Origin of the sequence: Polaribacter vadi (assembly GCF_018861005.1) — a bacterium.
Lineage (GTDB): Bacteria > Bacteroidota > Bacteroidia > Flavobacteriales > Flavobacteriaceae > Polaribacter > Polaribacter vadi_A.
The window spans coordinates 93,183-108,582 of the sequence record NZ_JAHKQL010000004.1 but is presented as its reverse complement, the minus strand read 5'-3'; the positions used below and the strand labels follow the sequence as shown (position 1 = coordinate 108,582).

Annotated in this window: 10 protein-coding genes, 3 tRNA genes and 2 rRNA genes (1 of these 15 running past the window's edge); 6 read left to right on the top strand and 9 right to left on the bottom strand. The window is 31.5% G+C overall.

The window, feature by feature from the left end; all coding sequences use genetic code 11:
- Positions 1–13 precede the first annotated feature (13 nt).
- Both KO506_RS03090 and KO506_RS03085 read left to right on the top strand, forming a co-directional pair.
- The gene (locus KO506_RS03090) at positions 14–466 is read left to right on the top strand and encodes a GatB/YqeY domain-containing protein (RefSeq protein ID WP_215993429.1); all 453 of its coding nucleotides are present in this window, start codon (positions 14–16) and stop codon (positions 464–466) included.
- Between the two features lie 23 nt (positions 467–489).
- A tRNA-Arg gene (locus tag KO506_RS03085) sits at positions 490–563 on the top strand.
- A gap of 258 nt (positions 564–821) precedes the next feature.
- Here KO506_RS03085 and KO506_RS03080 read toward each other — a convergent pair.
- The 9 genes from KO506_RS03080 to thrS all read right to left on the bottom strand — a co-directional run bounded on the left by KO506_RS03080 (position 822) and on the right by thrS (position 12,373).
- Positions 822–3,227, bottom strand: coding sequence for a glycoside hydrolase family 31 protein (locus tag KO506_RS03080; RefSeq protein ID WP_215993428.1), 2,406 nt, complete (start codon positions 3,225–3,227; stop codon positions 822–824).
- Positions 3,228–3,466: 239 nt separating this feature from the next.
- Positions 3,467–5,374 carry a 1,4-alpha-glucan branching protein GlgB gene (glgB, locus tag KO506_RS03075; protein WP_215993427.1) on the bottom strand — a complete coding sequence of 636 codons (1,908 nt, stop codon included), beginning with the start codon at positions 5,372–5,374 and terminating at the stop codon, positions 3,467–3,469.
- 24 nt (positions 5,375–5,398) lie between these two features.
- Entirely contained in the window at positions 5,399–6,661 is a 1,263-nt protein-coding gene (locus tag KO506_RS03070) for a glucose-1-phosphate adenylyltransferase (RefSeq protein WP_215993426.1), read from the bottom strand.
- Positions 6,662–6,664: 3 nt separating this feature from the next.
- Positions 6,665–8,068 carry a glycogen synthase gene (locus KO506_RS03065; protein WP_215993425.1) on the bottom strand — a complete coding sequence of 468 codons (1,404 nt, stop codon included), beginning with the start codon at positions 8,066–8,068 and terminating at the stop codon, positions 6,665–6,667.
- Between the two features lie 285 nt (positions 8,069–8,353).
- Positions 8,354–8,947, bottom strand: coding sequence for a hypothetical protein (locus KO506_RS03060; RefSeq protein ID WP_215993424.1), 594 nt, complete (start codon positions 8,945–8,947; stop codon positions 8,354–8,356).
- Positions 8,948–9,028: 81 nt separating this feature from the next.
- The gene (gene rplT / locus KO506_RS03055) at positions 9,029–9,373 is read right to left on the bottom strand and encodes a 50S ribosomal protein L20 (RefSeq protein WP_068355457.1); all 345 of its coding nucleotides are present in this window, start codon (positions 9,371–9,373) and stop codon (positions 9,029–9,031) included.
- A gap of 95 nt (positions 9,374–9,468) precedes the next feature.
- Positions 9,469–9,666 (bottom strand): 50S ribosomal protein L35, encoded by a 198-nt coding sequence (rpmI, locus tag KO506_RS03050; RefSeq protein ID WP_068355454.1) that lies wholly within the window; start codon positions 9,664–9,666, stop codon positions 9,469–9,471.
- Between the two features lie 123 nt (positions 9,667–9,789).
- Complete coding sequence (gene infC / locus KO506_RS03045) at positions 9,790–10,308, bottom strand: translation initiation factor IF-3 (protein WP_076686370.1); 519 nt, start codon at positions 10,306–10,308, stop codon at positions 9,790–9,792.
- Between the two features lie 124 nt (positions 10,309–10,432).
- Positions 10,433–12,373 carry a threonine--tRNA ligase gene (gene thrS / locus KO506_RS03040; RefSeq protein WP_215993423.1) on the bottom strand — a complete coding sequence of 647 codons (1,941 nt, stop codon included), beginning with the start codon at positions 12,371–12,373 and terminating at the stop codon, positions 10,433–10,435.
- Between the two features lie 973 nt (positions 12,374–13,346).
- Between thrS and KO506_RS03035 the strand changes: the two genes are divergently transcribed.
- The 4 genes from KO506_RS03035 to KO506_RS03020 all read left to right on the top strand — a co-directional run.
- A 16S ribosomal RNA gene (locus KO506_RS03035) occupies positions 13,347–14,866 on the top strand.
- Between the two features lie 82 nt (positions 14,867–14,948).
- Positions 14,949–15,022 (top strand) — tRNA-Ile (locus KO506_RS03030).
- 84 nt (positions 15,023–15,106) lie between these two features.
- Positions 15,107–15,180: transfer RNA gene (locus tag KO506_RS03025), tRNA-Ala, on the top strand.
- A gap of 162 nt (positions 15,181–15,342) precedes the next feature.
- Positions 15,343–15,400: ribosomal RNA gene (locus KO506_RS03020) — 23S ribosomal RNA — on the top strand; it runs 2,754 nt beyond the window's last position.
- The 16S and 23S rRNA genes sit together here with 2 tRNA genes alongside, the layout of an rRNA operon.

The window sequence follows — 15,400 nt, the reverse complement described above, 5'->3', positions numbered from 1 at the left end:
AAAATTAAATAAAATGAGTTTGCAAAAACAAGTAATGGATAAAATGAAAGAAGCTATGAAAGCAAAAGATACTGTTGCTTTACAAGCTTTAAGGGCTGTTAAGTCTGCTTTTTTATTAGCAAAAACTGAAACAGGTGTTCAAAAAGAGTTAACTGAAGAGCTAGAAGTTAAAATTATACAGAAACAAGTTAAACAAAGAAAAGATAGTGCAGCTGTTTTTTTAAAACAGGGTAGAGAAGATTTAGCAGAACCAGAATTGATAGAAATTACTGTTTTAGAACAATTTTTACCAGAAGCTTTATCCGAAGAAAAAGTAGAGGAAATTGTTAAAGCTACTATTACAAATTTAGGAGCTTCTGGAATGCAAGATATGGGTAAAGTTATGGGAGTAGTTTCTAAAGAATTGGCTGGGCAAGCAGATGGAAAAACAATTTCTACTTTAGTTAAAAAGCATTTAATGAGTTAACAACTGCATTGTAATATTAAAATGGCTCCATAGTTCAACTGAATAGAATATCAGATTTCGGCTCTGAGGGTTGCAGGTTTGAATCCTGCTGGAGTCACAAAAAGGAATAAAAAAAAGAAGCGATGATAAGATTTATCTTTCATCGCTCTCTTTTTTACAAACAATTAACTAGAAAACTAGTTTTGGATTTATTATAATCTTGGGGGTTAGATTTATAATACTGGTTCAAATTTACATTAGATTTATAAACTATACAATCCCCATAAATGGTGAAATTTTTTTCTCCCTATAAATGGGGAGATTCCTCCCCATTTATAGGGAGGACTCTCAAAAGAAATGATTTTAAAAATGTAAATTATTGTCCGAATAAATGTAATTCAGTAAATTCTTTGTGAACAGTAATTGTTTGTGATTCAATTGATTCTGATTGATTTATTTCAATTTCTACATTGTCTATTTGTACAGATGTAATTTTAAAAGGTAAATTGTGTAAGTTTACATTAAACTTAGTATAACTAGCATCAAAAGTACCTTCTTTGTGTTGCTGTAAAATAAATTCTTTCTTTTTACCAGTTAATTTAAAAGTACGTAAACTATATCGTCCTTTCTTATAGTCATAACCATCATGCGCATCATCATATAATTGAGACTTTTCTTTACCAGCTTTGTAATAAACATCTAATGTAATTTCATCGAAGTTCTTTTCACCTACATATTGTTGTACAGGATATTTTGGTATAACAGCACCTTCTTTTATAAAAATTGGCATACTGTCTAGTTCAGCATCTACCCAAATTTCTTTACCTCCTTCAACTACTTCATTTGTCCAGAAATTATACCATTTTCCTCTTGGTATATACATTCTTCTTCCTTTAGCATTTGGTTCTTGTATTGGGCAAACTAAAATTTGTTCTCCATAAACAAACTCATCACTTCTATAATGTGTTTGTGCATCTTCTTGATCGAATAAAACAAGAGATTTAAGTATTGGAGTTCCATGATTTATGTGTTTCCAAAAAGCTGTATATAAATAAGGTAATAATTGGTATCTTAATTCTACAAACTTTCTTACGATATCTGTAATTTCATGTCCGAAAACCCATGGTTCTTGATCTCCATGATCACCAGAAGAATGTACTCTACAGAATGCGTGAAATATCCCTAATTGAATCCATCTTGCAAAAAGTTCTCCTTGAGGTTGTTCTGCAAACCCACCAATATCAGATCCTGCAAAAGAAAAACCAGACATTGCCATTCTTTGAGCTTGATTATTTGCAATTGCTAAATGTTCCCAAGTGGCAACATTATCACCCATCCAAGTTGATGTATATCTTTGAGTACCAGAATATGCTGCTCTTGTAATTACAAAAGGTCTTTTTGGATATGAGTATTTTTTTAATCCATGGTAAGTGGCACGTGCCATTTGCATACCATAAATATTATGTGCTTTTCTATGCGAACAATGGTTACCATCATAATCATGACGTACATCATTTGGGAAAGATTTATTTGGCACATCCATTACAGCTGGCTCATTCATATCATTCCAAACACCTTTTACACCAATTTCTTCTATTAATTCTTGAAATAAACCAGACCACCATTCTCTTACTTCTGGTTTTGTATAATCAGGAAAATAACATTCTCCTGGCCATACTTTACCCTTCATATATGGCCCATCTGCACGTTTACAGAAATAATCTTTGTCTAATGCTTCTTTAAAAACATCATATTCTAAATCTATTTTTATTCCTGGATCTATAATAACAACAGTTTTAAAACCGTCTTCTTCTAGCTCAGTTACCATTCTTTTTGGATCTGGGAAATAATTTTTATCCCAAGTAAAACAACGGAAACCATCCATATAATCGATGTCTAAATAAATAGCATCACAAGGAATCTGTAAATCTCTAAAAGTTTTTGTAATTTCTTTTACATTACTTTCTGGATAATAACTCCATTTACATTGATGGAAACCTAAAGCCCACAAAGGTGGTAATGCATGAGGTTTACCTGTTAAATCTGTATAATTGGCAACTACATCTTGCATTTTTGGTCCATAGATAAAATAATAATCCATTTCGCCACCTTGTGCCCAAAAACTTGTTACATTTCTTCTTTCTTGTGCAAAATCGAAATAAGTTCTAAAAGTATTATCAAAGAAAATACCATAAGCTTTATTATTACAGATAGATGTATAAAATGGTATTGCTTTATATATTGGATCTGTGTCTTTACCAAATGCGTAAGAATCAGTTACCCAGTTTTCGAAACGTTTTCCTTTTAAATTTACATCTACAGGTTTATCTCCTAAACCATAATAACTTTCAGCTTTTTGAGATATTTTACTCATTTTCACAATATCTCCACCATATTCATAGCTTTCTTCCCAATGAAAACCTATTTCATCTTCATTGATTAAAACCATATCTATAGCATCATAAATGCTTACTTGTAAACTTAACTTTTCTACTTTACAAACTAATTTAGATGTTGTAATAATATAATGAGTTTCATCTTCTGTAATTTCTAAAAAATTATATCCTCTAGATGCGTGTATAGTAATACCATAAGAAAAATCATTTTCGAATTTTCCTGTTGTTGCATATCTAAATCGAATTACACTATCTCTTACAACTGTAACTTGTAAAACAACGTTGTTTTTAGTTGTAAAGTAGAGAGTATCTACATCTTTTTTATAACCTATTATTTTAGAAGGAAATAAATTTCCTTTTTGTTCTAATTCAGTATTTACAATCATAATTGATTTTTTTAGTTATGTATTAAGGTATCTTTATAAGATAAATTTACCTTAATATATAAGGTATGTTAAAAACAAAAATATTGCTTATTTATTTAAAAATAAACCGAATACAATATCTTTTAAGTTTTTTGCTGTATAATTTATATTGTGATAATATTGGTTAGTTTTTTTAAGAAGTATATAAAAAACACTCTTTTTTCACTGTGATTTTTGATGAAAAAAGAGTGGTTTTTTTTCTATTTGTATTTAAAAGCTAACATACTGAGAGGAGGTAGGTTCAATTCTATAGAATTCTCACGATTATTCCATTCTAAAGTATTTGATTGTAATTTTGTGTTTTTATAATTACCAGTACCAAAATATTTCTTTTGATCACTATTAAAAACTGTTTTTAAATTACCTGATTTAGGTAAACCAATTCTATAATTCTCTCTAGGAACAGGTGTAAGGTTTAAAACGATAATTATATTATCTTTTTCATCTTCGCCTTTTCTAATATAAGATAAAACTGAATTCTTATGATCGCCAAGATCTATCCATTCAAAACCTAAATAAGAAAATTGTTTTTGATGCAAAGCTGGTTCTTTTCTGTAAAAAGTATTTAGATCTTTTACTAGTTGTTGCGCACCTTTATGTACATCATACTCTAATAAATGCCAGTCTAAACTTCCTTGAAAATTCCATTCGCTTGTTTGTCCAAATTCACCACCTTGAAATAATAATTTTGTACCTGGATGAGTATACATAAATGAATACAGCACTCTTAAATTTCCAAAACGTTGCCATTCATCACCAGGCATTTTACTAACTATAGATTTTTTACCATATACTACTTCATCATGAGAAAGAGGTAACATAAAGTTTTCTGTAAATGCATAGTTTAAACTAAAGGTTAACTCATTTTGATGGTGTTGTCTGTAAATTGGTTCTTTTTTAAAATAGTCTAAAGTATCATGCATCCAACCCATCATCCATTTCATACCAAAACCTAAACCACCATCATAAATTGGTCTAGAGACTTTAGAAAATGAAGTAGATTCTTCTGCAATAGTTTGTACATCAGGAAAAGATGCATAAACTTCTGTATTCATTTCTTTGATAAAATCTATGGCTTCTAAGTATTCTCTTCCTCCATATTTATTAGCTTCCCATTGACCTTCTTCTCTAGAATAATCTAAAAATAACATAGAAGCTACAGCATCTACTCTTAAGCCATCTGCATGAAATTGATCTAACCAAAATATGGCATTACTAATTAAAAATGCTTTTATTTCGTTTCTCCCATAATTAAAAATTAGACTTTTCCAGTCTTGGTGATATCCTTTTCTTCTATCTGGGTGTTCGTATAAATGAGAGCCATCAAAATAACCTAGACCATGATCGTCTGAAGGAAAGTGAGAAGGAACCCAGTCTAAAAGAACTCCAATTCCTTTTTCGTGAAATTTATCTACTAAATATTTAAAATCATCTGGATAACCAAAACGTGCTGTAGGTGCAAAGTATCCTGTTAATTGATATCCCCAACTTGGGTCATAAGGATACTCCATAATTGGCATAAATTCTACGTGAGTAAAATTCATGTCTGCAACATAGTTTACTAATTCTTCTGCAAGTTCTCTATAACTTAAAAATCTATTTTCTTCTATTTGTTTTTTCCAAGAGCCTAAATGAACTTCATAAACAGAAAAAGGTGCATCTAGTGCATTGTTTTTCTTTCTGTTTTTCATCCATTTTTTGTCTTGCCATTTGTAATCATCTGACCAAACTTCTGATGCTGTTCTTGGAGGGTGCTCACATCTTCTTGCAAACGGATCTGCTTTTTCTGTGGTTACATTATTATATGAACTTTGTATTTTGTATTTGTATTTAGTTCCTTTACCAATACTTGGTATAAAGCCTTCCCAAATTCCACTTCCATCCCATCTAACATTTAATTGATGATCTGACTCTTGCCAAAAATTAAAATCTCCTATTACAGAAACTGATTTAGCACTTGGTGCCCAAACAGCGAAATAAGTTCCGTTTTCATTATCAAGTGTGGTTATGTGAGATCCAAATTTTTCGTATAAACGATAATGTTTACCTGCTTTAAATAAATTTATATCAAACTCTGTAAATAAACTGTGTACTTTAACTTTTGGCATGTATTTTTTTATAAGTAGGTATTATTAAATAGATGTTCCTTTTGGTATTGTAGCACCTTTTTTTACAACAACAATACCGTCTTTAATTAAATAATTATCGGTTTCATTATCTTTTAAATGAGGGCCACCATTTATAGTAACATCATCTCCAATTCTACAGTTTTTATCTACGATACAATTATTAATTGTACATCTATCTCCAATACCTAAAAGGTTTTCTATTTTATTATTTTCTATGTCTTGTAAAGATTCATAAGAGTCATTACCCATCATATAAGTATTGGTAACAACAGAACCTTTACCAATTCTTGATCTTACTCCAATTACGCTTCTTTCAATTTTATCTGCATGTATAATACATCCATCAGAAATTACAGATTTATTTAATAATGTTCCAGAAATTTTAGATGTAGGTAAAATTCTTGCTCTTGTATAAATTCTATTGTCATCGTATAAATTAAATTTAGGAATTTCATCTGTTAATCCTAAATTTGCTTCAAAGAAAGATTCTATTGTACCAATGTCTGTCCAATATCCTTCGTATTGATAACTTGTTGTTTTATGATTATGTATAGCATTCGGAATTATTTCTTTTCCAAAATCTATAGTATCTGGGTTTTTCATTAATTCAACTAAAAGGTCTCTATTAAATATATAAATACCCATAGAGGCTAGGTAATTTCTACCTTCACTTTTCATTTCATCACTTACATCAGAAGTCCAATCTGGTAATAATGATTCGTCTGGTTTTTCTATAAATGATGTAATTGTATTTTCGTTATCTGTTTTTAAAAGCCCAAAACCAGTTGCTTCTTTTGCTGTAACAGGATAAGTTGCAATTGTAATTTCTGCTCCACTTTCTTTATGTTTTTTAACCATGTCTTGCAGATCCATGTTATATAATTGGTCTCCAGAAAGTATTAAAGCGTATTCAAAATCATTTTCTAAAAAGTGGTGCATACTTTGCCTTACAGCATCTGCAGTACCTTGAAACCATTTATCACTTTGCATGGTTTGTTCTGCAGCTAAAACATCAACAAAAGCTTGACTAAAAAAACTAAAGTGATATGTGTTTTTTATGTGTTTATTTAAAGAAGCAGAATTAAATTGTGTTAATACATACATTCTTTTAATGTTAGAATTAATACAATTAGAAATTGGTATATCTACTAATCTGTATTTACCAGCAATAGGTACAGCAGGTTTGGACCTGTCTGCTGTTAACGGATATAGTCTAGAACCTTGACCACCACCTAAAATTATTGATAATACACTGTTGTTAATCATAGTTTACTTTTTTAAAGATTTATATAAGTTTATATATTCTTGTGCAGAATTATTCCAAGAATGATCGATTGACATTATTTTTTTTGAATTTTTTATAAATTCTTTTTTCTTTTGATAAAAGGTATTTGCTCTACTTATTGCATTTGTAACATTATTTACAGAAACACCATTATGGGTAATACCAAAACCATTGGTTTCTTCTAAATCTATTATTGTGTCTTTTAAACCTCCAATTGCATTTACAATTGGCATTGTACCATATCTTAAAGAATACATTTGATTTAAACCACAAGGTTCTACTCTAGATGGCATAAGTATAAAATCTGCACCTGCATAAATAATATGAGAGAGTTTTTCATCGTAACCAATATAGGCGTTATAATTATCTGTGTTTAATAAAGCTTTAAGTTGTTTTTCTGTTTCTTTATTACCTGAACCTAATAAGAGTATAGAAATATCATTCTCTGCTAAAGATTTTTTAAATATTTCTGGGAATAGATCACTTCCTTTTTCGCCAACTAATCTTCCTATAAAAGCAAAAAGAGGTTTGTTTATATCTAAATTAAACTCGTTACAAAGCCATTCTTTATTTGCCTTTTTACCTGAAACTACTGTTGATTTTGTGTAGTTTTTTATGAGATAACTATCAGTTTCTGTATTCCAAACATTCCAATCAATACCATTTAAAACTCCTAAACATTTGTCACTTTCATGATTTAGTAGTGTTTCTAATCCGTTTGCGTTTTGTTTTAACTCGTTCATGTAAGAAGGAGAAACTGTAGTTACAGCCCAAGCGCATTTAATTGCTGCTGCTAATGGATTTATTATACTATTCCAGTCTAATAAACCAACGTTTTGAAAATTAAATTCTGGGATTAAATACACTTTTCTATGAGAAAACCATCCTTGATATTGTGCATTGTGAATGGTTAAAATAGTAGGTATAAATTGTAAAGGTTTATACTTGTATGATTGTTTAATCATAAAAGGGATTAAACCTGTGTGATGATCATGAACGTGAATAATATCTGGGTTTTCTTCCCAAGATAAAATCCAATCTAAAACAGCAATTTGAAAAGCTAAAAAACGCTCTGTATCATCTGAAGAATAAACATACTCTTTATATATTAATTCAGGTATATCTACACAATATAAATCAAAATCTAAATCGTTATTAGTAAGTTTTAGTATTTTAAAATTTAAGGTATCGTAACCCAGAACTATTTTACTATCATGAACTATATCAAAGCTATTGTTTTGGGTAAACTTGTTGTTGTAAAAAGGCATTACAACATTACTATTTACATTAAGTTCTCTTTGGTATTTAGGTAAAGCTCCTACAACATCTGCTAAACCACCAACTTTTGCAATAGGATAACATTCTGCACTTACATGTAATATATTCAAAATATAATTTTTAATTTCTGATTTAAAATTACAAAAATTATATTTATTAATAGTAAAGTTTTAAATTATTTATATAAATTTAATTATGCTTTAATTTTATTGTCATATTAATGAAAATTGATTTATAATATGATATATATCATTATTAAATTATTGTAGTATTTTATTAAATAATTATATTTATTATAAGAAATTAAATGAATGTTACAAGCTAATAATTTTATAGTTTTCACTATTATTTATACTGTATTTTTGTTTTGATCAAGTTGTAATCTCTAACTAGAATTAGCTATTTCTGTGTTTATTAATTTCGTCTTGTAACTCTCTTCGTAATTTTTGTTCTCTTTCTATAGATTTTTTTCTATGATTTTCAAATTCTTGTTCAACATCAATTAAATTATTTTGAGCTTGTTTTGTTAAAACATTACTTCTAGAAAACTTAAATATAAAGTAAAATAACGCTAATAATGAAATAACAATAATACTCCATAGTACAAGGTTATATGTTACTTTGCTAAGTTGTATACCTAATAATGAAATAGAGTTTTCTTTTAAATTAGATACTTCTAAATCTGTTTTTGTTTTAGCGAGAGTTTCTTTTGTCTTTTTTATGTTTTCTCTTTCGGTTTTTAGTAAGTTTTCTTTTTCTAAGATTAAGTTTTTAGCATCTTGTAAAGAATCTAAAACATTGCTTTTAAGCTTTAAAAATTTTTCTTTATCTATAACTTTGTATACCTGGTAAGTGGTAGAAATTCTATAAATTTTATCAAACTGACCTTTTAAAGAAGTGTCTTCTGGCTTAGTTTGTTGTTCAGATTGTTGAGAGAATATAGAAGTACTTATAAAAAGTACAGAAAAGAACAGTGTTTTAAATCTCATAATGTTGTTATTAAAAGTGTAAATTTATGAAAAAAACCCAAACAAAATGTTTGGGTTTTTAATATAAGCAAGTATTATTATTTATTTAATTTTATCTACAACTGCCTTAAAAGCTTCTGGGTTGTTAACTGCTAAATCTGCTAAAACCTTACGATTTAATTCGATATTGTTAGCTTTTACTTTTCCCATAAACTGAGAGTAAGACATTCCGTTTAAACGAGCTGCTGCGTTAATACGCGTAATCCATAATGAACGAAAGTTTCTCTTGTTGTTTTTACGGTCTCTATATGCATAAAGCATACCTTTTTCAACCGCATTTTTTGCTACTGTATAAACGTTTTTTCTACGTCCAAAGTAACCTTTTGCTGCCTTCAAGATTTTTTTTCTTCTATTTCTTGAGGCTACTGAATTTACTGATCTTGGCATAATTTCAATGTGTTTTGTAGTAGGCGATTCAATTAAGAATACTTTGTTTTTTGCCTAACTCCATGGTTAATAATAAAATTCCCTGGTTAAACTTATTATTTTAAGTTTAACATTTGTTTAATGCTAGGCTCATCTGCTTTATGTACTAAAGTATCATGAGTTAGCTTTAATTTACGTTTTTTAGACTTCTTTGTTAAGATGTGACTTTTAAACGCGTGCTTTCTTTTTAATTTTCCAGTACCAGTAACTTTAAATCGTTTTTTGGCGCTAGACTTTGTTTTCATTTTAGGCATTTCTCCTTCGTTTTAACTTGCTTAATATTTTTAGTTTTAAAGTTGAAGGTTTATAAAGCATCAATGTTAAGTATGCACAAAACTTTGATACTTTAAGAACTTTTATACTTTAAGAACTCTATTTTATTTTACTTTTTTGGGAGCAATAAACATAATCATACGTTTACCTTCTAATTTTGGTAACTGCTCTACTTTACCATAATCTTCTAATTCTTGTGCTAATTTTAATAATAAAATTTGCCCCTGTTCTTTAAATATTATAGAACGTCCTTTAAAGAATACGAATGCTTTTAATTTAGCTCCATCTTGTAAAAACTTAATGGCGTGCTTCTTTTTAAATTCATAATCGTGTTCATCTGTTTGAGGACCGAAACGTATTTCTTTAATAGTCACTTTTGTTGCTTTAGACTTTAAAGCTTTTTCACGTTTCTTCTGCTCATACAAGAACTTCTTGTAATCAATAATTTTACAAACAGGTGGTTTTGCTTTTGGTGAAATCTCTACCAAATCCAATTCCTGTTCTTTAGCTAATTCTCTAGCTTTAGCTAAAGGATATACACCAACTTCAACATTGTCGCCTACCAGACGAACTTCATCAACATATCTTATTTTTTCATTAATTCTATGTTGATCTTCTTTGATTACTCTTAGTGGTCTTCTCGACCTGCTTCTACGTATTGCTATGACTTATAAATTTAAATTTAACTTATTTATTTTTTTTACTGATGTTACTCAGTATGTACTTTTTTGATGAAACCCTAATATATTAAAATTTCTTTAATGTTTTGTATTCTTCTTCTTTTATTAAGGTAATAAATTCTTCAATTGTAAAAGTACCTATATCTCCTTCACCATGTTTTCTAACAGAAACTGTACCATCTTGTTCTTCCTTTTCACCTACAATCACCATAAATGGTATTTTGCTCACTTCTGCATCACGTATTTTACGTCCAGTTTTTTCACTTCGGTTATCTACGAGGGCGCGAATTTCGGAATTTTCTAACGATTCTAAAACTTTTTCTGTATATTTTTGATATTTATCACTGATTGGCAATAAGATAACTTGATCTGGAGTAAGCCAAAGTGGGAAATTACCCCCTGTATGCTCCAATAAAACAGCTATAAAACGCTCCATAGAACCAAAAGGAGCTCTATGAATCATTACTGGTCTGTGTTGTTGGTTATCTGCACCTGTATATGTCAAATCAAAACGTTCTGGTAAATTATAGTCTACTTGAATTGTTCCTAATTGCCAACTTCTGCCTAAAGCATCCTTAACCATAAAGTCTAACTTTGGGCCATAAAATGCAGCTTCACCAGTTTCAATAACTGTAGATAAGCCTTTTTCTTCAGAAGCTTCAATAATCGCAGCTTCTGCTTTTACCCAATTTTCATCCTTACCAATATATTTTTCTGGTTTTTCAGGATCTCTTAAAGAAATCTGAGCCTTAAAATCATCAAAACCTAAAGAATTAAATACATACAGTACTAAATCAATAGTAGCTTTAAACTCTTCTTTTAATTGATCTGGTGTGCAAAATATATGAGCATCATCTTGTGTAAAAGAACGTACTCGAGTCATACCATGTAATTCTCCAGACTGTTCATATCTATATACTGTTCCAAACTCAGCATAACGTTTAGGTAAGTCTTTATATGAAAAAGGTTTAAAATTATAGATTTCACAATGATGTGGACAGTTCATAGGTTTCAATAAAAACTCCTCATCCATTTTAGGGGTTTTAATAGGTTGAAAGCTGTCTTCTCCATATTTTTCATAATGTCCAGAAGTTACGTATAGTTCTTTCTGACCAATATGTGGGGTTGCTACCATTTCGTATCCACCCTTTTTTAAAGCTTTCTTTAAGAAATCTTCTAAACGTTGTCTTAAAGCAGCTCCTTTTGGTAACCATAAAGGTAAGCCAGCACCAACTTTCTGAGAAAAAGTAAACAATTCTAATTCCTTACCAAGCTTTCTATGGTCACGTTTTTTAGCTTCTTCTAATAAAGCTAAATATTCAGTCAACATCTTTTGCTTCGGAAAACTTATTCCATAAATTCTTGTTAACTGATTATTCTTTTCATCACCTCTCCAGTAAGCACCAGCAACATTCATTATTTTAATAGCCTTTATAATACCAGTATTAGGTATGTGGCCTCCTCTACATAAATCTGTAAAAGTGCTATGGTCACAAAAAGTAATATCTCCATCAGTTAAGTTTTCTATTAACTCAACTTTATATTGATTGTTTTCTTTTTTATATTTAGCTAAAGCATCAGCTTTAGATACTTCACGCATTTTAAATTCGTGTTTACCACGAGCAATTTCAAGAAACTTCTTTTCAATTGCAGCAAAGTCTTTTTCAGAAATGATTTCATCACCTAAATCCAAATCATAATAAAAACCATTATCAATAGCTGGTCCAATAGTTAATTTTGCATTCGGATGAAAACTTAATATAGCCTCTGCCAAAACGTGTGCAGAAGAATGCCAAAAAGCTTTTTTACCCTCAGCATCGTTAAATGTAAATAAAACTAGAGTTCCATCTGTGGTTAAAGGTGTGGTTGTTTCAACTGTTTCTCCGTTAAAACTTGCAGAAATTACGTTTCTTGCCAATCCTTCACTTATGCTTTTAGCAACATCAATAGGAGTGCTGTTTGCAGTGAACTCTTTAATACTTCCGTCAGGTAAAGTAATTTTTATCATTTAATGTGTCTTATTTTAAGGCTACAAAGATATTAGAAAACTATTTTTCCTACAATATATATATGTACTTACTTGTGATTTTTAATTTTTTTATGGTGTTCCCCTTCTTTTAGTCGGGTCAGGCTTTCCGCACTCGCTTTTTTTTGTTTCTTTTTGGAGTATTGAGTTATCTTATTATAGATTAATTTACATAAAACGAACTAAAATTTCCTTAGATAACAAAAAAAGAGCTCAGACAACTGCTACAATCCTTAACACAAGGTTAGTCGTTTGAGCTAGGCTTGTGATAAAGAAAAACACTATGTTAAAAAAAAGGATTAAATTTTTAAAAATACTTTATGAGTTAAATATCTTGTTTTAATGCAGTTATAGAAAGGTTAAAAATAAATTTAAATTTTTTTCATAAAAACACTTGTGAGGTTAAGAATGGGTTGTATATTTGCACCCGCTAAGCGAAAAACGAAATACATTTTTATGTTAGTTTATTAGTTTATCAGAGTTCATTGAGAGATTGTTTTTGTTAGATGAAGTTTAACTGTTTTAATTTTTAATTTAAAAAAATAAATATTAAAATAGTTTTAATTTATTAGTGTTAGGAGGGATATTAATTGTAGGTTTGCATTCCGAAATTTTCGGGGGATTAAATTTTGATTTTTAAGTTGAAAAAAAATAAAAAAATAAATTCTTTTTTTTATTGTCAGATTAAAAATAGTTTATATATTTGCATCCGCTAACAAATACAGCGAAAAAGTTCAGAGAGATTTTGGAATGATTGAAAAAAAATCAACTAGTTCGATTCTAGTGTTTCTACAAAATTAAGGAGATAAGAGGTGTGATAAACGCTTATTGAATCAACTTAGATTAGTTCATTGAAAATATTGAAATTGACAGCGTAAACAAAGAGTAGAATAACCGCATTAATTTATTAATGTAAATTCTTTTGAAACTTATTCATTAAACATATTTAAAATATACAATGAAGAGTTTGATCCTGGCTCAGGATGAACGCTAGCGGCAGGCTTAACACATGCAAGTCGAGGGGTAACATTGTAGCTTGCTACAGATGACGACCGGCGCACGGGTGCGTAACGCGTATAGAACTTACCTTTTACAGAGGGATAGCCTTTAGAAATGAAGATTAATACCTCATAGTATTGAGAACTGGCATCGGTTTTTAATTAAAGATTTATCGGTAAAAGATGGCTATGCGTCCTATTAGCTAGATGGTAAGGTAATGGCTTACCATGGCTACGATAGGTAGGGGCCCTGAGAGGGGGATCCCCCACACTGGTACTGAGACACGGACCAGACTCCTACGGGAGGCAGCAGTGAGGAATATTGGGCAATGGAGGTAACTCTGACCCAGCCATGCCGCGTGCAGGAAGACTGCCCTATGGGTTGTAAACTGCTTTTATACAGGAAGAAACACTGCTACGTGTAGCAGCTTGACGGTACTGTAAGAATAAGGACCGGCTAACTCCGTGCCAGCAGCCGCGGTAATACGGAGGGTCCGAGCGTTATCCGGAATCATTGGGTTTAAAGGGTCCGCAGGCGGTCAATTAAGTCAGAGGTGAAATCCCATAGCTTAACTATGGAACTGCCTTTGATACTGGTTGACTTGAGTCATATGGAAGTAGATAGAATGTGTAGTGTAGCGGTGAAATGCATAGATATTACACAGAATACCGATTGCGAAGGCAGTCTACTACGTATGTACTGACGCTCATGGACGAAAGCGTGGGGAGCGAACAGGATTAGATACCCTGGTAGTCCACGCCGTAAACGATGGACACTAGTTGTTGGGCATTAGCTCAGTGACTAAGCGAAAGTGATAAGTGTCCCACCTGGGGAGTACGATCGCAAGATTGAAACTCAAAGGAATTGACGGGGGCCCGCACAAGCGGTGGAGCATGTGGTTTAATTCGATGATACGCGAGGAACCTTACCAGGGCTTAAATGTAGTCTGACAGCTTTAGAGATAGAGTTTTCTTCGGACAGATTACAAGGTGCTGCATGGTTGTCGTCAGCTCGTGCCGTGAGGTGTCAGGTTAAGTCCTATAACGAGCGCAACCCTTGTCGTTAGTTGCCAGCATGTAAAGATGGGGACTCTAACGAGACTGCCGGTGCAAACCGCGAGGAAGGTGGGGATGACGTCAAATCATCACGGCCCTTACGTCCTGGGCCACACACGTGCTACAATGGTATGGACAATGAGCAGCCATCTGGTAACAGAGAGCGAATCTATAAACCATATCACAGTTCGGATCGGAGTCTGCAACTCGACTCCGTGAAGCTGGAATCGCTAGTAATCGGATATCAGCCATGATCCGGTGAATACGTTCCCGGGCCTTGTACACACCGCCCGTCAAGCCATGGAAGCTGGGAGTGCCTGAAGTCGGTCACCGCAAGGAGCCGCCTAGGGTAAAACTGGTAACTAGGGCTAAGTCGTAACAAGGTAGCCGTACCGGAAGGTGCGGCTGGAACACCTCCTTTCTAGAGAAAGATGGTGAGTTACAAAAGGTAAATTTTACTCTTTGCTGTTAATTTTAAAATATAAGAATATCAAAGCTATTATAGTCTCGTAGCTCAGCTGGTTAGAGCGCTACACTGATAATGTAGAGGTCGGCAGTTCGAGTCTGCCCGGGACTACTAAAATTTTGATATTTGAAAGGAAATTCTGGAAGTAAGAGGATTCTACATTCATAATTTAGGATTTATTCTGAATTTCATAATGGGGGATTAGCTCAGCTGGCTAGAGCGCTTGCCTTGCACGCAAGAGGTCATCGGTTCGACTCCGATATTCTCCACGACGGTCAATTTTAATAATAGACCACAAGTTCATTGACATATTGGTAAAATGATATCGTAAGAATCAAAAAGATAGAGAGTTTAAAATAGAGATGTTTTAAACAAAATTTTATAAAAATATAAAAGAGCTCGTTGCAGTATTTATACTGTAGCAAAAAGTACAATAAGTTAAGTAAGGGCGTATGGCGGATGCCTAGGCTCTCAGAGGCGATGAAGGAC

Bases quoted from the DNA above. Each gene is read 5' to 3' on its own strand.
- KO506_RS03090 (WP_215993429.1), top strand. From the start codon at position 14: ATGAGTTTGCAAAAACAAGTAATGGATAAAATGAAAGAAGCTATGAAA.
- KO506_RS03080 (WP_215993428.1), bottom strand. From the start codon at position 3,227: ATGATTGTAAATACTGAATTAGAACAAAAAGGAAATTTATTTCCTTCT.
- glgB (WP_215993427.1), bottom strand. From the start codon at position 5,374: ATGCCAAAAGTTAAAGTACACAGTTTATTTACAGAGTTTGATATAAAT.
- KO506_RS03070 (WP_215993426.1), bottom strand. From the start codon at position 6,661: ATGATTAACAACAGTGTATTATCAATAATTTTAGGTGGTGGTCAAGGT.
- KO506_RS03060 (WP_215993424.1), bottom strand. From the start codon at position 8,947: ATGAGATTTAAAACACTGTTCTTTTCTGTACTTTTTATAAGTACTTCT.
- rplT (WP_068355457.1), bottom strand. From the start codon at position 9,373: ATGCCAAGATCAGTAAATTCAGTAGCCTCAAGAAATAGAAGAAAAAAA.
- rpmI (WP_068355454.1), bottom strand. From the start codon at position 9,666: ATGCCTAAAATGAAAACAAAGTCTAGCGCCAAAAAACGATTTAAAGTT.
- thrS (WP_215993423.1), bottom strand. From the start codon at position 12,373: ATGATAAAAATTACTTTACCTGACGGAAGTATTAAAGAGTTCACTGCA.